Origin of the sequence: Methylomarinovum tepidoasis, from assembly GCF_030294985.1 — a bacterium.
In the GTDB taxonomy this organism is placed as follows: domain Bacteria; phylum Pseudomonadota; class Gammaproteobacteria; order Methylococcales; family Methylothermaceae; genus Methylohalobius; species Methylohalobius tepidoasis.
On the sequence record NZ_AP024718.1, the window covers coordinates 1,965,977 to 1,988,034 of the forward strand.

A 22,058-nucleotide genomic window follows, 5' to 3' on the forward strand; every position below is an offset into this window, starting at 1 on the left:
AGATCAATCCTCGTGTGGGGGCGGCGCCAGCACGGTGCGGGCGCCGTTGCCCTCCGGCGGGCTGACCACCCCCGCCCGTTCCATCGCCTCGACGATGCGGGCGGCGCGGTTGTAGCCGATTTTGAACTTGCGCTGGATGCTGGAGGTGGAAACGCGGCGGGTTTCGGTGACGAAGCGCACCGCGGCGTCGTAAAGGGCATCGGTTTCGGCGTCGTCGTCATCGCCCCCGGTTTCGGCGTCGGTCTCGTCCTGAAAGCGGGTGATTTCCTCGATGTAATCGGCCTGCCCGGTCTGCTTCAGAAAACCGACCACCCGGATCACCTCTTCGTCATCGACGAAAGCGCCGTGGGCGCGAATGGGAAAACCGGTTCCCGGCGGCAGGTAGAGCATGTCGCCGCAGCCGAGCAGGGTTTCCGCCCCGCCCTGGTCGAGAATGGTGCGGGAATCCACCTTGGAGGACACCTGGAAGGCGATCCGGGTCGGCACGTTGGCCTTGATGAGACCGGTGATCACGTCCACCGACGGCCGCTGGGTCGCCAGAATCAGATGAATGCCGGCGGCACGGGCCTTCTGGGCCAGACGGGCGATCAGCTCTTCCACTTTCTTGCCGACGATCATCATCATGTCGGCCAGCTCGTCGATGATGACGACGATCACCGGCAGCGGTTCCAGCAACGGCCAGCTGCCGCCCTCCTCCAGGTCGCCGGCCCGGAAGAAGGGATCCTTGATCGGCTCGCCCCGTTCGGCCGCCTCCCCCACTTTGCGGTTGAAACTGTCCAGATTGCGCACTCTGAGCGCCGACATCAGACGGTAGCGGCGGTCCATCTCCGCCACGCACCAGCGCAGGGCGGAGGCGGCCTCCTTCATGTCGGTGACCACCGGTGCCAGCAGGTGGGGAATGCCCTCGTACACCGAAAGCTCCAGCATCTTGGGGTCGATCATGATCAGGCGCACCTGGGCGGGCGTGGCCTTGTAGAGCATGCTGAGGATCATGGCGTTGATCGCCACCGACTTGCCGGAACCGGTGGTTCCGGCCACCAGCAGATGGGGCATCCTGGCCAGATCGGCCACCACCGGCCGGCCGGAGATGTCCTTGCCCAGAACCAGGGTCACCGGCGACTTCGACTTCTGATACTCGCGGCTGGAAAGCACCTCGCGCAGATAGACGGTTTCACGCTGACGGTTGGGCACCTCCAGGCCGATGTAGGATTTGCCCGGGATCACCTCCACCACACGCACGCTGGAAACCGACAGGGAACGGGCCAGATCGGTAGCCAGATTGCTGATGCGGCTGCCCTTGATGCCCGGCCCCGGCTGGATCTCGAACCGGGTGATGACCGGACCCGGGTGGACTTCGCGCACCTTGGCCTGGACCCCGAAATCGGCCAACACCGCCTCCAGCTGCCGGGACATCAGCGCCAGATCCGCCTCGGAATAACCTTCCACCTTGCCGTTCCCTTCGTCCAACAAGTCCAGCGACGGCAACACCGGCTCGCTCGGCGCCTTGGGCGCGACGGCGTGGGTCTCCACCTTCCTGCCGATGACCGGCGGGATGTCCGGCAATACGGCGGCCGCCTCCAGCGCCGGGGAAGGAGCGGCCTCCTCAGGCTCAGGCGCGGTTTCGAAAGGCACGTCGAGAACCTCTCCGGCATCCTCCTCCACTGCGGTCAGCGACGGCGGCTCCCCTTCCTCCTCCGTCCCGGCGAGACGAAGCTCCGGTTCGGCGACGACGATTTCCTCCGGCAGAGCCAGCCGGGGTTCCTGAAGCGCTGCCGGCGCCGCCTCGGCAACGGCCATCCGCTCTCCGGAGGAAGCCACCCGTTGACGGCGCCAGGCGGCAGCAAGCGCCCCGGCCTGCAGCCACAGCCAGTCCCAGGCCAGCAGCACGTACTTGCCGATGGTTTCCATGAGATCGAGCCAGGACAGGCCGGTGAGCAGGGTAATCCCCGCCAGAAACAGCACCAGCAACGCCAGCGTCGCCCCGACGGGGCCGAAATGACTCAGCAGCCATTCCCCGACCCCGATCCCCAACAGGCCGCCGCTGGTTTCCGGTAGATCCAGGGCTGTACGGGGAAAGTGCAGATAGGCCAGTCCCGCCCCTCCGACCAGGGTGGCGACGAACCCCAAGGTGCGGATGGCCGCCTGCAGCGAACCGACCCACCACCAACTGCCCCGGCGGTAACTCGCCCAGCCGTACCAGGCCACCAGAAGCGGCACCAGCAGAAACATCACCCCGAACAGGGTGTAGGCGAAGTCCGCCAGCCAGGCGCCGACCAGACCGCCGTCGTTGGTCAACGGCCGTCCCGTTCCCGTATGGCGCCAGCCGGGATCTTCCAAATCGTAGCTCAGACCGGCGACGAGCAGGTAAACCGCCAGAGACAGAAACGCCAGCAGCCGGATTTCCCGCAGGCCGTGCCGGAAACGGGCGGCATCGTCAGGCAGAGAGAGGTTTTTGGTATGGGACAAGATCTTGCGCAGCACGTGATCACGAATTTTTCATTGTTGTAGAAACACGCCGGAATGGCAAGACAGAGCCTTTTCCAATGACACAGGAGCCTGAAAAGGTTCGAGTTTGGGAGTCAAGTGACTTTCTCGAAGGTACCGAGGCATGAAGCGTCCTATGATCTGGATTGCCACCGAACCGTGCCGGTTCGGCTACCTGCGCCTTTCCAAGTGCGACAGAGCTCTGATCCGCCTGGAGCAGGCACTGGTGACCAGATCCGTGGTCAGAAACGAAACAGCCCGGGCTTTTCCAACAGCTCGTTACGTATTCCTATCCCTCTGAAGCCAGGCGATGGGCCCAGCGGGTGGTTTCCGGAAGCTTGTAGCGGGTCGTGCAGGCCAGCACCCAGCGCACTGCAGATTCGATGGAAAGCCGATGACCCGGGGAGATGTAGAGCGGCTTGACGCCCTTGCGGGTACGGACCACGGCGCCGATGATCTCTCCGTTGTCCTCCAGCGGCACCCAGGCGCCCTTCTCGTCGGGTACGGGGCCGTGATGGCCGATCAGACGGGTCTTGCCGACACCGATGGTGGGATGATCCAGCAGCACCCCCAAATGGCTGGCGATGCCGAAGCGGCGGGGATGGGCGATGCCCTGACCGTCGCACAGCAGCAACGCCGGAAGATGGGCCAGCTTTTCCAAGGCCCGGAGCACCGCAGGGATCTCGCGGAAAGACAGCAAACCGGGAATGTAGGGAAACGCCGTGGGCGTCTCGGCGCTGCTGTGCGCGATCAACTGCAATGACGGAAAGTCCAGCACCGCCACCGCCGCGCGCGTGATTCGATTTTCATTCTTGAATCCCACATCGACACCGGCGACGGTCTCCACCGTTTCCGGGAGATCGTCCTCCAGACGGACGAAGCGGCGCAGCCGCTGCTGGATGGCGATGGCTTCCTGGGGCGTCAAGTCCCACGGATGGGCGTGATGCAGTCTAAGCCTCACGGCCTTCCTTGGCCTCTTCCCAGAGAGCGTCGAGATCGGCCAGCGCCACGTCGGTCATTTTGCGTCCGGATGCGGCCAGGCGCCGTTCCATGTAGCGGAAACGGCGGGCGAACTTGCGGTTGCTTTCCCGCAGGGCGGTTTCCGGATGCACCCCCAGATGACGGGCCAGGTTGACGGCGACGAACAGCAAATCCCCCACTTCCTCACGGATATGGGCCTCGTCACCGCCGGCCCAGGCCTCGCGCAGTTCCTGCAGCTCCTCCTCGACCTTGGCGAACACCGGCTCGGCCTCGGGCCAGTCAAAGCCGTGGCGGGCGGCGCGGTTTTGGATTTCCTCGGCCTGGAGCAAGGCCGGCAGGGTGACGGGGACATCGCCGAGCACGCCGGTTTCCGCCTCTCCCCTGCCTTTGGCGCGGCGTTCGGCCTGTTTGATCGCTTCCCAGGCCCGTTTGCGTTCTTCCTCGGAGGCGAACTTCACACCGGCAAAGACATGGGGATGACGGCGTTCAAGCTTGTCGCACAGGTGCTCGACCACCTGCCGGAAATCGAACAGCCCCCGTTCTTCGGCGATGCGGGCGTAGAACACCACCTGCAGCAGCAGATCCCCCAGTTCGTCGCACAGATCGTCGTAATCGCCCCGCTCGATGGCGTCGGCGACCTCGTAGGACTCCTCCAGGGTATGGGGAATCAGCGATTCGAAGGTCTGCCTGCGGTCCCAGGGACAACCGCCCTCGGGATCGCGCAGCCGCGCCATGATGGCCAGCAGGCGCTCGACAGGATGGCGCTCAGAAGTGGTAGCCATAGTTGTCGTAGAAACGCTGGCGGAACTGGTCCATGCTGAAGCGATGGTTCTGAGTGCCGGCGTGTTCCACCTTGATCGCCCCCATCAGGGAAGCGATGGCGCCGATGGTTTCCCAGTCGTAGTTCTCCAGCAGGCCGAAGAGCACCCCGGCCCGGTAGGCGTCGCCGCAACCGGTGGGATCGACCACCTTCTCCACCCGGGCGGGCGGGATGCGGATAGGCTTGCGGTCGATGTAGACCACCGAACCCTCGGCTCCCTTGGTAACCACCACGGCATCGACGTCATCGGAGATCAGTTCCGGGGTCAGCCGGGTCTTCTCCTGCACCAGCTTGGCTTCGTAATCGTTGAAGATGGCCCAGGTGGCCAGTTCGATGAAGCGGATCAGTTCGTCACCTTCGAACATGGGCGTCCCCTGGCCCGGATCGAAAATGAAGGGAATGCCGGCCTCGTGAAATTGCTCGGCATGCTGAATCATGCCGTCGCGGCCGTCGGGGGCGACGATGCCGATTTCGATCCCGGCATCTTTGGGTACCTGGTTGAGATGGGCGTGGGACATGGCCCCGGGATGGAAGGCGGTGATTTGGTTGTCGTCCAGGTCGGTGGTGATGTAGGCCTGGGCGGTGTAGGTCCCTTCCACTTCGCGCAGATAACGCTGGTCGATGCCGCAGCGCGCCAGCCATTCCCGGTAGGGACCGAAATCCTGGCCCACGGTGGCCATCGGCAGCGGCTCCTTGCCCAGCAGCTTCAGATTGTAGGCGATGTTGCCGGCGCAGCCGCCGAACTCCCGGCGTAGATCCGGCACCAGAAAGGAAACGTTCAGGATGTGGACCTGGTCCGGCAGGATGTGGTTTTTGAAGTAGTCGTGAAACACCATGATGGTGTCGTAAGCCATGGAACCGGTAATCAGCGCGCTCATTGCTTTATCCTTGGAAAAAACGGTCGTATCCGATCAAACCCCACACCAGCAGGGCGAGAAAAATGGCCAGCAGCACGCTGGCCGAGGCGATGTCCTTGGCGTAGCCGGACAGGGGGTGGCGTTCGGTGCCGATGCGGTCCACCACCGCCTCCACCGCCGAATTGAGGGTTTCGAAGATGGCGATCTGCCATACGCTGGCGATCAACAGCGCCCGTTCCACCGCCGTCTCCCCCAGCCACAACCCCAACGGCAGCGCCAGCAGGGAGACGATGACCTCCTGGCGGAAAGCCTCCTCCTGGCGCCAGCACACCTTCATCCCCACCATGGAGTTGCCGAAGGCGGCGATCAGGCGGGGAACGCCTTTCAGTCCCGGCTGGCCCATCAGCCCGCCCCGATCAGGCGCCGGTAGGCATCGGCATCGAGCAAGCCGTCCCACTCGGCCGGATCGGAAGGCCGGAGGCGGAACAGCCAGGCCGTATAAGGATCCTCGTTGAGCCGCTCCGGGTGCTCGGCCACCACTTCGTTGACCGCCACGATCTCGCCGGAAACCGGAGCATGCACGTCGGAAGCGGCCTTGACCGATTCGATCACCATGCACGGCCGGCCGGCCTTCACTTGGGCGCCCTCCTTAGGAAGCTCCACATAGACGATGTCCCCCAGCTCGGCCTGGGCGTGGTCGGTGATACCCACGGTGATTGTGCCGTCGGCCTCGCGGCGGGCCCACTGATGGGTCGGTGAATAACGCAGGTCCTCGGGAATCCGGCTCATGTTCGCTCCTGGACGCATTCGGCAAAGGCGCCATTGTACCGCAGCCTTGCGGAAAGTGGCCGCCCTGCAGTACATTGAGCGGCTTTCCGACCGCTGTAGCCACGCATGCGCCTGCCCCCTTCGCTGTTGCTCCTCACCGCCCTGCTGCCCGTCGCCTTTGGCATGGCGGAGGACGAAGCCGACGAAAGTTCCGGCGTCCGCATCGAGGCCGCCGCCCAGGCCCTCGCGGCCCTGGTGATCGAACCGGCGCCCAAGCCCGAACCGGCGCCGGCCGCCACGGCGTGGGCCGAAGTGCTGGATCCGGCGCCGCTGCTCGAGGCCGCCACCGCCTGGCGCCAGCGGCAGCAGGCCATCGCCGCCGCCCGCAGCCGGGTGGACATTCTGGAGCGGCGCCGCCAGCGCCTTACCGGGCTGCGAGACAGCGTCAGGCGCCGCGAGCGCGAACAGGCCGAACTCGACTGGCAGACGGCCCGGGCGGAACTGGCCGGGCTGGAACTGGCCCAGGCGCAGCAGCGGCGCCAGCTCCGCCTGCACTGGGGCGAGGTGCTGAGCGGCTGGGTCGTGCGGGATGCGCCCGAGCTGGAACGCCTCGCCCGCCGGCAACTGACCCTGGTGCGCCTGACGCCGGCGGCGGCCGAGGCGAGCCTCCAGCGCGACGGCAGAACCGTCCCCCTGCCGCTGCTGTCCCCCGCTCCCCACGTCGATTCCCGCAGCGGCCAACGGGCCAGTCTGCACCGCGCCGACCTTCCCCTGCCCATCGGACTTCGCTTCACGGCGACCGCAGGCCGAAGCCGGCCGGCCATTCCGCTCCCGGACAGCGCCGTGGTCTGGCAGGGGGGAAGACCCTGGTTCTACGTCCGCATCGACCAGGAAACCTTCCGGCGCCGCCCGCTCCTGGGCCGGCGCCAAGGCGGACGCTGGTGGGTCGAGACCGGGCTGGCGCCGGGCGAGGCCGTGGTGATCCGCGGCGCTCAGTGGCTGCTGGCCCAGGAACTGCGCGCCCTGGTGCCCGAAGAGGACGACGACTGAATGCTGGCCCGCCTGATCGACGCCGCCATCCGGCTGCGCGGCCCCATCCTCGGGCTGTGCCTGCTGCTTTTGGCCTACGGCGGCTGGCGCCTGTCCCAGGCCGGGCTCGACATCTTTCCGGAATTCGCCCCCAGGCAGATGGTGATCCAGACCGAAGCCCCAGGGCTGACCGCCACCCAGGTGGAGCAGCGCCTGACCCAGCTGCTGGAAAATGCCCTCGGCGGGCTGGCAGGCCTGCGCCAGCTACGTTCGGAATCCATCGCCGGCCTGTCGGTGATCACCGCCGTGTTCGAGGACGACGTCGATCTCTATCGCGCCCGCCAGCAGGTGAGCGAACGCCTCGCCACGGTCGCCCCTCGCCTGCCTGCCGGTATCCAGCCGCCCCAGGTGGTGCCCCTGTCTTCGTCCTCGGCCACGGTGCTGACCCTGGGCCTGACCGGCGCCGACCGCCTGACGCTGCGCGATTTCGTGGACTGGACCCTAGTGCCCCGCCTGCTGGCGGTGCCCGGGGTGGCCGACGTCAACGTCTTCGGCGGCGGCCGCCGCCAGCTGCAGATCCAGCTCGACCCCCAGCGCCTGGCCCGCCACGGCCTCGGTCTCAACCGGGTGCTGGACCGCCTCCGCCGGCAACTGCAGCGCCAGGGGCTGGGCTTCGTCACCACCCCCAACCAGCGCCTGATCCTCACCCTGCCCCTGGACCGGGAGATCGAAGCCCGGCTGCGCCACCTGCCCATCGTCCCGCCTTTGACCCTGAGACAGCTGGCCACCCTCACCTGGGGCGAGGCCCCGCCCATCAGCGCCGCCCAGGTCAACGGCGAGCGCGGTCTGGTGCTGATGGTCATCGGCCAATACGGCGCCAACACCCTGACCGTGTCCCGCCGCGTGGAACAGGTGCTGGCGGATTTTCAGCCCTTGCTGGCGAAACAGGGTATCACCCTTCATCCCCGCCTGTTCCGTCCCGCCGACTACATCGAGCGCTCCCTCCGCAGCCTCGGCCTGCACCTTCTCATCGGCGCGGTGCTGGTGGTGGCGGTGCTCTACGCCTTCCTGGCCGACTGGCGCAGCGCCCTGATCTGCACCCTGGCCATCCCCTTGAGCCTGCTGAGCGCCGCCCTGGTGCTGGTGGAAGCCGGCGTCAACCTCAACATCATGGTCCTCGGCGGGCTCACCATCGCCCTGGGGGAAGTGGTGGACGACGCCATCATAGACACCGAAAACCTGTTCCGTCGCCTGCGCCTCAACGCCCAGGCCGCCATGCCCAGGCCCGTTCACCAGGTGGTGCTGGAATCGGCCCTGGAGGTGCGCGGCTCGGTGGTCTACGCCACCTTCATCGTCGCCCTGGTGTTCGTGCCGCTGCTGACCCTGGGCGGCGTGGCCGGCCGCCTGTTCGCCCCCCTGGGGGTGGCGTACATCCTCGCCATCCTCGCCTCCCTGGCGGTGGCCCTGACCGTCACCCCGGCCCTGGGCTACCTGTTGCTGGGGCAGCGCCGCCAGCCCCGGCAGGCGCCGGTGAGCGCCTGGCTGCAGCGGCATTACCGCCGCCTGCTGCGCGCTGTCCTCGCCCGTCCGCGCCGGGTTCTGGCCACCGCCGCGCTGCTGTGTCTGGGGGTGCTCGCCACCCTGCCGGGGCTGGGGGGGCGTTTTCTGCCGGAGCTGCGCGAAGGCCATTTCATCGTCCACACCGCCAGCCTGCCGGGCACCTCCCTGGAAGCCTCGTTGCAACTGGGCCGGCGCCTGACCGAAGCGTTCCTGGCCATTCCCGGGGTGGTGTCGGTGTCCCAGTGGGCCGGACGAGCCGAACGCGGCGCCGACACCTACGGCAGCCATTACAGCGAGTACGAGGTCCACCTCCGGCCCTTGTCCGGGCCGGCGCAACAGGCGGTGCTGGAACGGCTGGAGGCGGTGCTGGAACGCTTCCCCGGCATCGCCTACGAAGCCAACACCTTCCTCACCGAACGGGTGGATGAAACCCTGTCCGGCTATACCGCGCCGGTGGTGGTCAACCTCTACGGTCCCCGCCTGGCAGTGCTCGACCGCCTCGCCGCCGAGGTGGCGGCGCAGATGGCGCAAATCCCCGGTGCCCGCCAGATCCGCATCCGCGCCCAGACCGCCCTGCCCCAGCTGGAGATCGATCCAGACCCGGAGGCGCTGGCGCTTTTCGGCCTCGCTCCCGCCGATCTGGTGACAGCGTTGCAAAGCCTCCAGGGAGTGACCGTCGGGGAAACCTTCACCGGCAACCGCGCCTTTCCCGTCACCGCCATCCTGCCGCCGATGCAGCGCCACGATCCCACCGCCGTGGCGATGCTGCCCCTCACCGCAGCTGACGGCCGCCTGGTCCGCTTGGGAGACGTGGCCCGCATCCGGCAGGTGGAGGGACGCTACAACCTGATCCACCGCAGCGCCCAGCGCCTGCAGGTGGTGACCGCCGATCCGACGGGCGATCTGGACGCCTTTTTCGCCGAGCTGCGGCGGCGGGTGCTGACGGAAATCGACTTCCCCCCCGGCTACGCCCCGGAATTCACCGGCGCGGCGGTCCAGCAGCGCCAGGCCCGTCAGGCGCTCCTGGTCCACGCCCTGGTCGCCGGCGCCGGCGTGCTGCTGCTGATCCAGGTGGCGCTGGGATCCTGGCGCCATACCTTGCTGACCCTGGCCAACCTGCCTTTCGCCCTCGTGGGCGGGGTGCTGGCGGCCTGGCTAGGCGGCGGCATCGTCTCGGTCGGCTCGATGGTGGGCTTCGTGACCCTGTTCGGCATCACCGTGCGCAACGCCATCATGCTCATCGCCCACTACCGCCGTTTGGTGACGGTGGAAAAGCGCCCCTGGAACGCCGCCACCGCCCTCGACGGGGCCACCGACCGCCTGCCGGCGGTGCTGATGACCGCCCTGGTCACCGCCCTGGCGATGCTGCCGGTGGCCTGGGGCAGCGACAACCCGGGGCGGGAGATCATGGGCCCGATGGCGGCCATCATCATCGGCGGCCTGCTCTCCTCCACCGCCCTGACCCTGCTGCTGCTGCCACCGTTGCTGTTGCGTTACGGGCGCTTCAACGCCTGTTGAACCAATCGCGCCTCCCGCCCCGACAGCGGCAGCTTCATGGCGGCCTGTTGCGCTTTGGGTGACATCTTTTTCCAGGTCTTGCCGAGGATGTCGATGAGTTTGTCGTCGCTGTAGTCCCGCGCGAAGGGGAGAAAGTAATATTGCAGGAACGTCAGACAGGCGGCATCCTCCACCATCTGCACCTGGGGATCGCGCCTGAGGCTACGTTTCATCAGGATGCGTTTCACCTGCCCGATGGCGGATTCGTCGTAGCCGGCCTGGCGCAGCAGCTGGGCGGCCTTTTCCCCATGCAGCCGGTACAAAAAGGTGCGCCATGCCAGATAGCCTTTCCGTCCCGGCGGATAACGGTCGCGGGGGATCAGCCAGCGGCACACGTGCTGGGCGCGGGCGGCGAGAAAGGCGGTTTCCGGCGCGTCGGGATAGAGCCGCACCAGCCAGTCGGTCATGCGGATGCCGTACAGCCAGGTGCGGGGACAGGATTTCCCCTCCTGGGTTTCCCACACGGGATCGCTGGCATTGGCCTGGTCGATCAGGCTGACGGCGGCCACGAAGCGGTGCTGGTCCAGCATCACATCACTCCTTCACAACGACGTTGTCATCTTCGGCGGCGGCGAACAGCGCGTCCGCCAGCGGCACTTCCTGCCATTCGAGATAATCCAGCCTCCCCGGCCCGATTCGTACCGCCGCCTGGAGGGCGTAGCCTTCGCCGACCCGAAGCTGCATCGACACCACCTGGCTTTGACCGCGGTGGATGGGAATGCCTGGAATCGCCGGAAACGGCGGATTGCCGCCCTCGCGGCGGCCTTGGAGGAACGTCTCCACCGCCTGGGGATCGATTCCCGGCAGGGCTCTGAGCAGCGCCGGCGGCGCCGAGAACGGATCGATGCCGTTTCGATGGCTGTGGATCGTCACCCAGGGCAGCAGGGCGCGGGTCAGATCCGGGGTCATGCCCAACACCATGCCCACCTCCTCCACCGCCCGAAAAGGGCGATTGGCCGGCCCGTAATCCAGACCTGCCACCGCATAGGCATCGGCCTCGGCCCCGTGGGGGTGGGTGTCGTCGTCGCCGTCGCGCCAGTCGAGAATGGCGTCTGCCAAAGCCACCGCCTGACGTTCGTCGGCGCCGGCCAGCTTCAAGGCCGTCTGCAGCAGCAGGGCCGGAGCCTGGTTGAGATCCACCTTGCCACTTTCGTCCGCCAGCCGCAGCTTGACCGGCACCCCGTCCCAGCGCCAGTCATAGACGTTGCCTTCGGCCCGCCAGCGCAGTTGGGGGTCGGCCAGCTTCAGACGGTAGGCGGCGTAGTGGATCGCCGCCTCGGCCACCGCCCGCCAGTGGGGCAACTGGACGTGGTAACCGGCCAGCCGCGCCTCGCGCCGCACCCCCAGGCCGAAACTGGCCGCCAGCAGGCTCAAAAGCGCCACCACCCACAGGACTACGACCAGCGCGACACCGTGCTGTCTCATCGGACGGGCACCCCGCCGAATTCGAACGGATTGGCTGGGACGCTCCCCGTGCCGCCTTGTCCGTGACGCAGGCGCACGACCCACGGCGGCCAGGGCGGCTCTGCCGCCTTCACGGTCATTTCCACCAATCGGGGCAGGCGGTCTTCGTCCCAGCTGTCGGACCAGTCCTCCCCGTCGAAATAGCGGAACCTGACCTGTTCCACCCCTTCCAGCAGCACCAGCCGGCGCATTTCCGCCTCCGCTTCGGATACGTCGCCGTCGAGCGGCATCACCTCGACCACAAGCTGTCTGTCCCGGCGGTAGAGTTCGAAACGCTGCGGCCCTTTGAGGTCGATCACCAGGGGGGGGAAGGCGATGAAACGCAACCGCGTCGCCTCCCCCTGCAGCGGCGGCTCGTCACGGCTGTCGGGCCAGACCAGGGCGGCGGCGAGCCGGCGGTGCAGGAACCTTCCCAAACTCAGGCGGTCATCCAGAGCCGCCGCCCGGGGCTCTGCCGCTTCCCAACTGCGGGCGCCGACGGTCAGCACGCCGAACGCCAGGGCGATCATCAGCCCGAACAGGGCCAGCGCGATCAGCACTTCCACCAGGGTGAAGCCGCGCGCGTTCACGATGCCGGCGCCAGACGCAGGGTGGTCAGACGATAACGGCGCCCGCGCCCGCCTTCCTGCCAGCCGACCACGATCGTCACCTGCCACAGGCGCTGGTTGCCGATCTCTTCGACATTCTCCCCCACCTGCGGATCGAGCTGATTCAGGGACACCGGGGTCAGGGTGACCTGCCAGTGCAGCCCCTGCCATTCCCCTTCGCGCTCGCCTTCCTCCAGCGGCCATTCGCTGCCGACCCGCGCCAGCTGCGATTCGGCCAGGGCCGCGGCGCGGGTGACGGTTTCGGCGCGGGCCAAAAGCCGCGCCCCGCCGCCGAAAGCCTGCAGCAACACCGCCGCCGACAGGGCCATGAGGGTGAAGGCCACCATGATTTCCAGCAGGGTGAAACCGCGTTGGCGCTTCACGGCTGCATCTCCGCGATGGCAACCCGGCCGCTGAGCCAGTTGACGTCCACCCGGCGGCGGCGTTCCTTCCAGGCCAGGATCACCCGCCCGCCGGTGGCGGAACCGTCGGGGAAGAAACGGATCCGGCCGCGTCCCGAATCCTCCCGCTCCCCGGCGACGGTTTCCAGGGTCAGATCGATGAAATCCGGCAACGGTTTGGAAGGCTGGTGGTCGATGCGGTAGCGGTGCCCGTCCACATCGAGCACGAACACCGCCTCACGCCTCTGGGACAGGGCGATGCCGCGGGCGCCGCGCAGGCCGTCGGCCACCTCGCGCACTGCGGTGCGGAAGCGCAGGCCGTCGTAGCTGCGGGCGAAATGCGGGGCGACGAAAGCGAACCCCAACCCCATGATCGCCAGCACCACGGTCAGTTCCAGCAAAGAGAAGCCGGAGTCAGAACGCCAGTTCATTGACGCTCACCACCGCCATGAGAATGGAAACGATGATGGCGGCGATCACCACCCCGAGGCCGACGATGAGCACCGGCTCCAGCAGGGTCAACAGGCGCTGGATGGCGGTGCGCACTTCGTCCTCGTAGATGTCCGCCATGCGGGTCAGCATCTGCGGCAACTGGCCGGTCTCCTCCCCCATGCGGATCATCTGCAGCGCCATCACCGGAAAATGGCCGGTTTCCTCCAGCGCGGTGGAAATGTCGCCGCCGGCGCGCAGTTTCTCCGCCGCCTCGCTGACCGCCTCGCGCAGCACCCGGTTGGAGAGGGTTTCGCGCACGATCTCCAGCGCCGGCAACAGCGCCACCCCGGAGGTCAGCAGCGTCGCCAGGGTCTGGCTGAAGCGCGCCACCTCCACCCGGATCAGCAACGAACCCAGCAGCGGCAGCCTCAACAGCCAGCGGTGGAAACGGTAATGGCGTTCGGGATCGGCCAGCCAGTGCTGGAAACCGCGAATCGCCACCAGTATCCCGATCGACGCCAGCCAGCCATAGCGGCGCACCCCGTCCGCCGCCGCCATCACGATCTGGGTGGGCAGCGGCAGTTCCTTGCCGGCGCTGGCGAACATCTCCTCGAACTGAGGCACCACGAAGGTGAGCAGCACCAGCAGGGAGGCGGCCGCCATCACCACCAGGATCGCCGGATAGATCAACGCGGAAATCACGCTGGCGCGCAGTTCCTGGCTGCGCTGCAGATAATCGGCCAGCCGCCGCAAGACCTGGGCCAGGGTGCCCCCGGCCTCGCCGGCGCGCACCATGTTGATGTAGAGGCGCGAGAACGCTTTGCCTTCCGCTTCCAGGGCCGCCGACAGCTGCGCCCCGCCCTTCACCTTCTCCAGAATCCGGGCGCTGATCTGGTGCAGCGCCGAGTCATCCGGAAACAGCTCCAGCAGCACCTTGAGGGAGCGGTCCAGAGGCAGGCCGGCTCCGAGCAGGGTCGCCAGTTCACGGGTGAAGGCCAGCACCTCCTTCTGGCGCAGGCGCCGCCCGCCGTGGCGCCACAGCCCCAGCCACGAGGCCTTCTCCGCCGGCACCACCTTGAGCGGCAGCAGATCCTCCTCCTGGAGCTGGCGCATCAGCGCCGCCTCGTCGGGGGCGCTGCGCAGGGTCTCCAGGGTTTCCCCGCGGCGGCTGACCGCCTTGATCAGATAGTCAGGCATGATCAGTCACAGGTCACCCGCAGGACCTCCTCCAGGGTGGTCTGCCCCGCCAGGGCCTTGAGCAGGCCGTCCTGATACATGGTGCGCATCCCCTCGGACAGGGCGGTCCGTTCGATCTCGCGGGCCTGGGCGTGCTGGAGGATCTGGCGGCGGACGGTATCGGAGACTTCGAGAAATTCGTGGATCGCCAGCCGGCCACGGTAACCGATGCCGTTGCAATGGTCGCAACCCGCCGCCTGATACAGCACCGGTTTCCGCCCCGGCCGCAACAGCTTCGCCAGACCGATCTCCTCCACCGCCTCCGGCAACAGTTCCTTGGGACGTTTGCAGTGATCGCACAGGCGCCGCACCAGACGCTGGGCCAGAATGCCGTTGACGGTGGAGGAGATCAGATAGTCCTCCAGGCCCATGTCGAGCAGTCGGGTCACGCCGCCGGCGGCGTCGTTGGTGTGCAGGGTTGAGAGCACCAGGTGGCCGGTGAGCGCCGACTGCACCGCGATGCGGGCGGTTTCCAGATCACGCATTTCCCCGATCATGATCACGTCCGGATCCTGACGCACGATGGCGCGCAGGGCGCCGGCGAAATCCAGGCCGATGTCGGGCTTGACCTGGATCTGATTGACCCCGGTGAGCTGGTACTCCACCGGATCCTCCACGGTGATGATCTTGCGCTCGGCGGTGTTGAGCTTGTCGAGGGCAGTGTAAAGGGTGGTGCTCTTGCCGCTGCCGGTGGGACCGGTGATCAGCAGAATGCCGTGGGGCAGGTCCAGGACCTTGAGAAAACGCGCCAGGGTGTCGTCGGCAAACCCCAGGGTGGCGAAATCCAGGGTCACCTGTTCCTTGTCGAGCAGGCGGATCACCACGCTTTCGCCGTACAGGGTCGGCACCGTGGAGACGCGCAGGTCCAGCTCCCGCCCCTGCACCTGGACCTTGATGCGCCCGTCCTGGGGTAGGCGGCGCTCGGCGATGTTGAGGTTGGCCATCAGCTTGACCCGCGAGATCACCGCCGCCGCCGAACGCACCGGCGGGGCGTCGATGGGACGGAGGATGCCGTCCACCCGCAACCGCACCTGGAGCTGATCCTCGAAAGGCTCGATGTGGATGTCGGAGGCGCGCAGCTCCACCGCCTGTTGCAGGATCTGGTTGACGCTGCGGATCACCGGCGCCTCGGAGGCCATGTCGCGCAGGTGCTCGACGTCCGTGTCGTCGAGCGTCTCGCTCAGGTCCGGGGCCGCCACCTCCTGCTCGTACTGGCGCCGCAAGGCGTTGTCGATGTCGGAAGCCAGCCCGACCCTGAAGCTCAGCGGCCGGTCGCAGGCCAGCTGCAGCGCCTGGCGCAGATAGTCATCGAGGGGATCGGCGACCGCGACCTCGTAACCGGCCTCGGTGGCCGCCAGCCCCACCACCCGCCAGGTCTTGAGAAAGCGCAAGGATACCGTTTCCGGCAGCACCGGTGTGTCGGGATAAGCGTTCGCATCGGCCAGCGGCAGGCCGGTCACCTGGGCCAGCGCCTCGGCCACGTCACGCTCGGCCACCAGCCCCAGTTTGACCAGCAGCAGCGGCAGGCTGTCGTCGCCCTCTTCCAACAGACGCCGGGCGCGGTTGAGATCGGCCGCACGCAACCTGCCGGTTTCCAGCAAGCGGGCGGCGAAGGTGTCGTAATCGGGCGGGGAAAGGTAAGCTTCGAGGGCAACGGCCATGACCAAGGCTCCGGGGTTTTTGCGTTTGGATCGTGCAGCCGGCCCCGGGTTCCCGTCAGCGTCCGGAACGGAAGATGTCGGAATACTTGCGTTGTTCGGAAGCCGACAGCCCGGTTCCCGGCAGGCCGGTGGTCACCCGCACCCCGTAGCGGCCGAAGGTGAGCCAGAATCCGCGCCGCCCGAGCGACAGGGAAACCCCGCCCTTGCTCAGGTTCAGATACACCCAGCCGGGAACGATGGGAATGCGGCGGTAAAACCTTATCCGCATCGGCTCATTCCGGCGTCACCGGTGTCAGCCACTCGGGATGGTCGGTGCGGCGACCGTGAACGTAATCGAAATACAGGCTCTGGAGCCGCTCGGTGATCGGCCCGCGGCGGCCGCTGCCGATGGTGCGGCCGTCCAGCTCCCGGATCGGGGTGATCTCGGCGGCGGTGCCGGTGAAGAAGGCCTCGTCGGCGACGTACACCTCGTCGCGGGTGATGCGCTTTTCGATCACCTCGATGCCCAGCTCGCGGGCGATGGTCATCACCGTGTCGCGGGTGATGCCTTCGAGCACCGAGGTCAAATCGGGGGTGTAGAGCTTGCCGCCGCGGACGATGAACAGGTTCTCGCCGCTGCCTTCGGCCGCATAGCCTTCGTGGTCCAGCAGCAGGGCCTCGTCGTAGCCGCAGTCGAGGGCTTCCTGCAGGGCCAGCATGGAATTGACGTAATTGCCGTTGGCCTTGGCCTTGCACATCAGGCTGTTGACGTGGTTGCGGGTGAAGGACGAAGTCCGTACCCTGATGCCCCGCTCCAGCGCCTCCGAACCCAGATAGGCGCCCCATTCCCAGGCCGCCACCATAACGTGGACCTTGAGATTGTCGGCCCGAAGCCCCATCCCTTCGGCGCCATAGAAACACATGGGGCGGATGTAGGCGCTGTCGAGACGGTTGCGGAACACGGCCTCGCACTGGATGCGATTAAGGGTGTCCTTGTCGTAAGGAATCCGCATCCCCATGATGTGGGCGGAGCGGAACAGGCGGTCGGTGTGTTCCTGGAGGCGGAAGATGGCGGTCCCCTGCTGGCCGTAGTAGGCTCTCAGGCCCTCGAACACCCCCCCGCCGTAATGGAGGGTGTGGGTCAGCACGTGCACCTTGGCCTCGCGCCAAGGCAGCCATTGTCCGTCGAGCCAGATTTCCCCATCGCGGTCGTGTGTCGGCATCCTTATGCTTCTCCTGTCGCCGTTTCTATCAGTCGCCGCCAGAGCGCCTCGACGCGGGCGCGGCGGTCGCGGAATTCGCTCTGTGGCACCAGCGCCGGCTGTTCCTGCAGCGCCAGGCGGTGGGCCCGGCTGCGGTAGTCGAGGTAGGTTTGCTGCAGGAAGGCGGCATCGTCCCCTTCCAGCCAGCCGATGGCCGCCAGGGCGTCCAGCAGGCGCAGATTGTCGCTCCAGCGGAAGGCCTCCGGCTGCCGACGGGCGTGGGCCAAACAGCCGAATTGTACTATAAACTCGATGTCCACCATACCGCCGACGCCCTGCTTGAGATCGAAGCGCTCGGCGTCGCTGCGGTCGAGGTGTTCGCGCATTTTCAGGCGCATGTCGATCACCTCGCGGCGCAACTTGGCCGGATCGCGCTCGTGGCAGAGAATCTCCCGGCGCACGGCGGCGAATCCCTGGGCCAATTCCGCGTCTCCGGCCACCGGACGGGCCCGCACCAACGCCTGATGCTCCCAGGTCCAGGCCTCTTCCAGCTGGTAGCGGGCGAACGCCGCCAGGGAGGTGACCAGCAGGCCGGCGTTGCCGCTGGGGCGCAGACGCATGTCGATCTCGTACAGCACCCCGTGATACACCGGCGCGGTCAGGATGTGAATGATGCGCCGCCCCAGGCGGATGAAGAACTCGCTCACCGCCACCGGGCGCGCCCCTCCCGTCTCGGCGTTGGCGTCGCCCTGGTACAGGAACACCAGGTCCAGGTCGGAACCGTATCCCAACTCGATGCCGCCCAGCTTGCCGTAACCGATGATGGCGAAATCCTTCGGGACATCACCGGTGGCGCCGGGGGGCGGGCCGTGTTTGGCGCTCACGTGGCGCCAGGCCAGTTCCAGGGTTTTGGCCAGGATCACCTCGGCGATCTCGGTGAGATAGTCGCTGACCACGTTGGTGGGAATCGCCCCGCTCAGATCGGCGGCCGCCACCCTGAGCACCTGGGCGTGCTTGAAATAGCGCAGCTGATTGAGCACGGCTTCCTCGTCATCGGGATCGAGGACGGCCAGCTGCGCCGCCAGCTCCGCCTGCAGCTGGGCGCGCTTCAAGGGGGCATAGAGCTGGCGCGGGTCGAGCAGTTCATCGAGCAAGGCCGGATGACGCGACAACAGCCGTGCGATCCAGGGACTGGCGCCCACCAGGCGGATCAGATGCGTCCGCGCCTGGGGATTTTCCGCCAGCAGGGAGAGATAGGCGCTGCGGCCGGCGATGGCCTCGATCAAATCGAGCATTCTAAGCAGCGTGGCATCGGGCTGTTCGCTGCGGCCCACCGACTCGATCAGAGCGGGCATGAGGCGCTCCAGAATCCGTTCCGTCTCCGCCCCCAGAGACCGAAGCGCCCGCGCTTGGCGCAACCCCTCAAGACGCCTGAGGACGGCTCCGGCATCCCGGTATCCCAGTTGGGTCAGGATTTCCCTCAGATCTTCCGCTTCGGCCGCCAGGCGCCAGACCCGCTCACCGGCGCCGCCGACCCGCGCCTCCGGCTCGGCGAACACTTGATCGAAGCACTGCTGCACCCGCCCCCGCACGGCCTCGAGGCGCCGGCGCAGGCCGGCGGCATCGTCGAAACCCAGTCCCAGCGCCAGACGCTGCCATTCCATTTCCGTTTCCGGCAGTTTCTGGGTCTGCTGATCGCGCCACTGCTGCAAGCGGTTTTCCACCCGGCGCAGAAAGCGGTAGGCTTCGATCAGGTCGTCGCTGTCCTCACGAGGCAAAAGCCCCATCTGCCCCAGCCGGGCCAAGGTCGGCAGCAGGCGGCGTTCCTGCAGCCGGGGGCGGCGGCCGCCGTGGATCAGCTGAAACACCTGGGCGATGAATTCGATCTCGCGGATGCCGCCGGGTCCGAGCTTGACGTCGTCGAGGCGATCGCGGCGCTGGAGTTCGGCGGCGATCTTGCGCTTGAGTTCGCGCAGGGCCTCCAGGGCGCGGTAATCGAGATAGCGGCGATAGACGAACGGTTTGAGCAGCGCCATCAGCCGCGCGCCGGCATCGATATCGCCGGCCACGGGACGCGCCTTGATCATGGCGTAGCGCTCCCAGTCACGCGCCTGCCCCTGATAGTAGAGATCCATGGCCTCGAAGCTCCACACCAGGGGACCGGCATCGCCGAAGGGACGCAGGCGGGTGTCCACCCGGAACACGAAGCCGTCCTCGGTCTGAGCGTTGAGCGCCTTGACCAGATCGCGGCACAGGCGCAGGTAGAATTCTTGATAGCTGGTGCCGCGCCGGTCTTCCAGCACCCCGTCGTGCTCGTAGGCGAAGATCAGGTCGATGTCGGAGGAGAAATTCAGTTCCCATCCCCCCAGCTTGCCCATCCCCAGCACCACCGGCAGCTGAGGCCGGCCATCGGGACAGCGGGGAGTGCCGTAACGCTGGCAGGCCCGGGCGAACAGCCAGTCCAGGGCCGCCTGGATGCAGCCTTCGGCCAGCAGGGAGAGATCGCAGAGCACGTCCTCGATGGCGTCCCAACCGCAGATGTCGCGCCAGGCGATGCGGACCATCTCGCGGTTGCGGAAACGGCGCAGGATGCGGTGGAGATCTTCGGGGGTCTCGGCCACGCCCAGCAGGCGTTCCAGCTCGCTGCGGTAGACACCGCGGCGTTCGGCCCGGAACAGATCGCCGCCCACCACCAGATCGGCCACAAACTGCGGATGGCGGATGCACTGATGAGCGACGAACTCGCTGCAGGCCCAGACCCGCGGCAAGCTGGCCAGCCAATCGCCACCAGGCAGATCCACCTCCTCGCGCTCACAGGCTTCGATGAACTGTTGCCAACGCGACCGAACCGATTCGGCAAGATCGGCAGGCAGCGCACTGAAATCGGGCGGGGGCAACGTCATGGAAATGGAACCTCCTTCACGTTTCCTTGGATCCGTCTGGCCGGTAGGCCTGAAACAGGCTATTACTTAGCTGGATCATCCCAACGACCCAGGAGGGAATAGCACGATGCGCCAGCGTTTCGAACATTTTCGCCGTATCCGCCTCGGCGGCAAACACCGCTTCGCCGATCTGGAAATCGGCAGCAAATTCGCCACTCCCCAATATCTGTGGGAGAAACTGGACGGCGAATCCGCCCTGATCCTCGACGTCATCGAACAGGGAAGCTGTGGCATGCTCGGGCGCCGCCGCAGCTTCTTTCCCTGGACCGAAGTGGAAGGCGTCCACCCGCAGGAAACAGGCGGCCTTTAGGGCCGCCCGTCCTCACAGGCTGGGGGAAGACACCCCGGCATGGGTCTTTTCGTAGATCTCCTGGCACTGGATGCAACGCCGAGCCATGGGATTGGCCCGTAGTCGGGCCAGGCCGATGGGCTGGTCACAGTCCTCGCAAATGCCATAGGTGCCTTTGTAGATCCGGATCAAGGCCTCGTCGATCTCCCGCAGCTCCTTGATGTGTAAGTCAATGGTGGCCAGGTTCAAGTCCACCAGGAGATCGGCGAGGGAGGCCTCTTCCGGATCGTGCACCCGACCGGCCAGCTCGATGAATTGTTCGTCGTCGCTGCGCAGCAGCTCCTGGCGGATTTCCTCGCGCAATTCCCGATAGCGCTGCTTCAACAAGCGCTCGAATTCCTTAAGTTGCTCGTCCGTCAATACCGGTCCTGTCATGATGATCAGGTCTCCTTGTCCGTTTCCGTGTGTAACATCAACCGCAACGCCCGTCTGGGAAGCAGCGGCTCTGTGCCTTCGGTCGTCGTCGCCTGAAGGGTGTCCTCATAGACCGTGGTGAGGAATTTGACAAATTCTTGCTCCCGTTGCAAACGTTGCTGCAAATCTTCCGCCTCCCACATCCGGTCCAGCAACCGCTTGGCATGGTGGTGCAACGTGAGCACGATCACTTCCGGCGCCTGGGAAAAGGCATGGCGCAGCTGCACCTGCAGCTGATCGACCGCCGCCAGATAGCGCTCGTAGTCCCGCAGATCCTGCTCCTGCTTCTTTTCCAGTAGGGTCAATTCCAGTTCGAACTGGCGCCGCATGCGTTCCAGTTCCTGCTCCAGATGCAACTGGCGCCTGCGCTTTTCGGCCTCCAGATCCAGCTCCACTTCGACTTGGCGGCGACGCAATGCCAGCAGATCCGTTTCCCGTTCGCGGCGCCAGCGCCGCCTTTCCCCACGAATCTCCCGCAGAATCCGCCGCAGGCGTTGACCCCAGGTCATCCCGACGGTTTCAAAATCAGCGCGCATTCGCGACCCCAGCGTTCGTCCACCAAAGGCAATAACGTCAGGTACAGTTCGGTCAGGGCCCGATAATCCCGCCGCGCCAGCTGCCGGCGAATCCAGCGTCCCCCCCTGCGACGCAGCGGGGACGGCAAAGCCTTGCGGGCCCGGCGCCACAGGCTCCGGATCTGGCGGCGCCACAGACGCCAGAAAGCACCTTCCCCGCGCCGGCGCAGTCGCGACCAGCGCCGCCGATAGCGCTGCAGCACATGCTGGCGGCGACGTTGGAGGCGCGCCAAGGCCCGGTTTCGAATCATACCTTTCCAGTCAGGAAATAACTTATAATGTGGTCATCCATTATCCAGCCTTATTGGAGAGTGAAAGAAGCCTATGAAATCCGTGATTGCCGTCATCATCGTTCTCACCGTTATCTTCGTCCTGCCGGTTGCTTGTTCCGGCCGCGGCAAGATCCATGCGACCTCCCTGCGCAGCGCCTACGACTCCATCCGCAAGGTGAAAAACTACATCCAGGACGATTCCAAGAAACTGGAATTCCAAATCGCCATCGGCACCCTCCAGCAACTCAAAACGGAGGAAGGCGACACCAAACTGTTCCTGAAAACCATCGACGGCAAGACCGCCGACGAGATCATCGCCTTGGCCAAGGAGGAAGTCAACGCCCGCATTCTCAAGGGCGATCCCCGTTACAGCAAATACCAGTCCTGGGACCAGATGGTCGCCGAGCTGACCAAGAACACCCCGCGGGTGATCGGCCGTGAGCGGCCCGAGCACGCGTTCGAGGAATAAGCGTCAAGCCTCGTGAGAG

23 protein-coding genes are annotated in these 22,058 nt (G+C 66.4%); 4 read left to right on the forward strand and 19 right to left on the reverse strand.

The genetic code is table 11. The annotated features are described in order from the left end of the window. Positions 1-3: 3 nt before the first annotated feature. From MIN45_RS09930 to gcvH, 6 genes are all read right to left on the reverse strand, one after another. Entirely contained in the window at positions 4-2,481 is a 2,478-nt protein-coding gene (locus MIN45_RS09930; protein WP_286291897.1) for a DNA translocase FtsK, read from the reverse strand. A gap of 292 nt (positions 2,482-2,773) precedes the next feature. Further along, a complete protein-coding gene (gene nfi / locus MIN45_RS09935; protein WP_286291899.1) occupies positions 2,774-3,445 on the reverse strand; it encodes a deoxyribonuclease V in 672 nt (223 codons plus the stop codon). Then, positions 3,435-4,247, reverse strand: coding sequence for a nucleoside triphosphate pyrophosphohydrolase (mazG, locus tag MIN45_RS09940; RefSeq protein WP_286291901.1), 813 nt, complete (start codon positions 4,245-4,247; stop codon positions 3,435-3,437). The genes nfi and mazG overlap by 11 nt, the downstream gene beginning before the upstream one ends. Beyond that, positions 4,231-5,163: a carbohydrate kinase family protein gene (locus MIN45_RS09945; RefSeq protein WP_286291902.1), complete on the reverse strand. Its 933-nt coding sequence runs from the start codon at positions 5,161-5,163 to the stop codon at positions 4,231-4,233. Before MIN45_RS09945 ends, mazG begins: the two co-directional genes overlap by 17 nt. A 4-nt stretch (positions 5,164-5,167) precedes the next feature. Then, positions 5,168-5,545 carry a diacylglycerol kinase gene (locus tag MIN45_RS09950; protein ID WP_286291903.1) on the reverse strand — a complete coding sequence of 126 codons (378 nt, stop codon included), beginning with the start codon at positions 5,543-5,545 and terminating at the stop codon, positions 5,168-5,170. Continuing rightward, on the reverse strand, positions 5,545-5,931 hold the full coding sequence (gcvH, locus tag MIN45_RS09955; protein WP_286291905.1) for a glycine cleavage system protein GcvH: 387 nt from the start codon (positions 5,929-5,931) through the stop codon (positions 5,545-5,547). Before gcvH ends, MIN45_RS09950 begins: the two co-directional genes overlap by 1 nt. A gap of 105 nt (positions 5,932-6,036) precedes the next feature. On the opposite strand from gcvH, the gene MIN45_RS09960 reads away from it, so the two are divergent. Continuing rightward, positions 6,037-6,960, forward strand: coding sequence for an efflux RND transporter periplasmic adaptor subunit (locus MIN45_RS09960; RefSeq protein ID WP_286291906.1), 924 nt, complete (start codon positions 6,037-6,039; stop codon positions 6,958-6,960). Further along, positions 6,961-10,017 (forward strand): efflux RND transporter permease subunit, encoded by a 3,057-nt coding sequence (locus tag MIN45_RS09965; RefSeq protein ID WP_286291907.1) that lies wholly within the window; start codon positions 6,961-6,963, stop codon positions 10,015-10,017. It abuts the gene before it with no gap. Here the strand turns inward: MIN45_RS09965 and MIN45_RS09970 are convergent. Genes MIN45_RS09970 through glnE form a run of 10 tightly spaced genes read right to left on the reverse strand, consistent with a single transcriptional unit; the run spans position 9,993 to position 19,921 of the window. Beyond that, a complete protein-coding gene (locus MIN45_RS09970; RefSeq protein WP_286291908.1) occupies positions 9,993-10,586 on the reverse strand; it encodes a DUF4202 domain-containing protein in 594 nt (197 codons plus the stop codon). The genes MIN45_RS09965 and MIN45_RS09970 overlap by 25 nt on opposite strands. Positions 10,587-10,590: 4 nt before the next feature. Continuing rightward, entirely contained in the window at positions 10,591-11,481 is an 891-nt protein-coding gene (locus MIN45_RS09975) for a type II secretion system minor pseudopilin (protein ID WP_286291909.1), read from the reverse strand. Beyond that, positions 11,478-12,089 carry a type II secretion system protein GspJ gene (locus MIN45_RS09980; RefSeq protein ID WP_286291910.1) on the reverse strand — a complete coding sequence of 204 codons (612 nt, stop codon included), beginning with the start codon at positions 12,087-12,089 and terminating at the stop codon, positions 11,478-11,480. Before MIN45_RS09980 ends, MIN45_RS09975 begins: the two co-directional genes overlap by 4 nt. Further along, positions 12,086-12,490 (reverse strand): type IV pilus modification PilV family protein, encoded by a 405-nt coding sequence (locus tag MIN45_RS09985; RefSeq protein WP_286291911.1) that lies wholly within the window; start codon positions 12,488-12,490, stop codon positions 12,086-12,088. The genes MIN45_RS09980 and MIN45_RS09985 overlap by 4 nt, the downstream gene beginning before the upstream one ends. Beyond that, positions 12,487-12,939, reverse strand: a complete 453-nt coding sequence (locus tag MIN45_RS09990; protein WP_286291912.1) for a GspH/FimT family pseudopilin — start codon at positions 12,937-12,939, stop codon at positions 12,487-12,489. Before MIN45_RS09990 ends, MIN45_RS09985 begins: the two co-directional genes overlap by 4 nt. Then, complete coding sequence (locus MIN45_RS09995) at positions 12,923-14,137, reverse strand: type II secretion system F family protein (protein WP_286291913.1); 1,215 nt, start codon at positions 14,135-14,137, stop codon at positions 12,923-12,925. Before MIN45_RS09995 ends, MIN45_RS09990 begins: the two co-directional genes overlap by 17 nt. A gap of 2 nt (positions 14,138-14,139) precedes the next feature. Then, positions 14,140-15,837: a type II secretion system ATPase GspE gene (gspE, locus tag MIN45_RS10000; RefSeq protein ID WP_286291914.1), complete on the reverse strand. Its 1,698-nt coding sequence runs from the start codon at positions 15,835-15,837 to the stop codon at positions 14,140-14,142. A gap of 55 nt (positions 15,838-15,892) precedes the next feature. Next, entirely contained in the window at positions 15,893-16,105 is a 213-nt protein-coding gene (locus tag MIN45_RS10005; protein WP_286291915.1) for a DUF4236 domain-containing protein, read from the reverse strand. A 4-nt stretch (positions 16,106-16,109) separates the two neighbouring features. Next, positions 16,110-17,039, reverse strand: coding sequence for a branched-chain amino acid transaminase (locus tag MIN45_RS10010; protein WP_286291916.1), 930 nt, complete (start codon positions 17,037-17,039; stop codon positions 16,110-16,112). Between the two features lie 2 nt (positions 17,040-17,041). Next, complete coding sequence (gene glnE, locus MIN45_RS10015) at positions 17,042-19,921, reverse strand: bifunctional [glutamate--ammonia ligase]-adenylyl-L-tyrosine phosphorylase/[glutamate--ammonia-ligase] adenylyltransferase (RefSeq protein WP_286291917.1); 2,880 nt, start codon at positions 19,919-19,921, stop codon at positions 17,042-17,044. Between the two features lie 106 nt (positions 19,922-20,027). On the opposite strand from glnE, the gene MIN45_RS10020 reads away from it, so the two are divergent. Next, positions 20,028-20,270 carry a hypothetical protein gene (locus tag MIN45_RS10020; protein WP_286291918.1) on the forward strand — a complete coding sequence of 81 codons (243 nt, stop codon included), beginning with the start codon at positions 20,028-20,030 and terminating at the stop codon, positions 20,268-20,270. A gap of 12 nt (positions 20,271-20,282) precedes the next feature. Here MIN45_RS10020 and MIN45_RS10025 read toward each other — a convergent pair whose 3' ends face one another. The 3 genes from MIN45_RS10025 to MIN45_RS10035 are packed head-to-tail and all read right to left on the reverse strand — an operon-like array spanning position 20,283 to position 21,549. After that, positions 20,283-20,684, reverse strand: coding sequence for a TraR/DksA family transcriptional regulator (locus MIN45_RS10025; protein WP_286291919.1), 402 nt, complete (start codon positions 20,682-20,684; stop codon positions 20,283-20,285). 5 nt (positions 20,685-20,689) lie between these two features. Then, positions 20,690-21,259, reverse strand: coding sequence for a hypothetical protein (locus tag MIN45_RS10030; protein WP_286291921.1), 570 nt, complete (start codon positions 21,257-21,259; stop codon positions 20,690-20,692). Then, a complete protein-coding gene (locus MIN45_RS10035) occupies positions 21,229-21,549 on the reverse strand; it encodes a hypothetical protein (RefSeq protein WP_286291923.1) in 321 nt (106 codons plus the stop codon). The genes MIN45_RS10030 and MIN45_RS10035 overlap by 31 nt, the downstream gene beginning before the upstream one ends. A 73-nt stretch (positions 21,550-21,622) precedes the next feature. Here MIN45_RS10035 and MIN45_RS10040 point away from each other — a divergent pair, with 73 nt between their 5' ends. Next, positions 21,623-22,039: a hypothetical protein gene (locus MIN45_RS10040; RefSeq protein ID WP_286291924.1), complete on the forward strand. Its 417-nt coding sequence runs from the start codon at positions 21,623-21,625 to the stop codon at positions 22,037-22,039. Positions 22,040-22,058 lie beyond the last annotated feature (19 nt).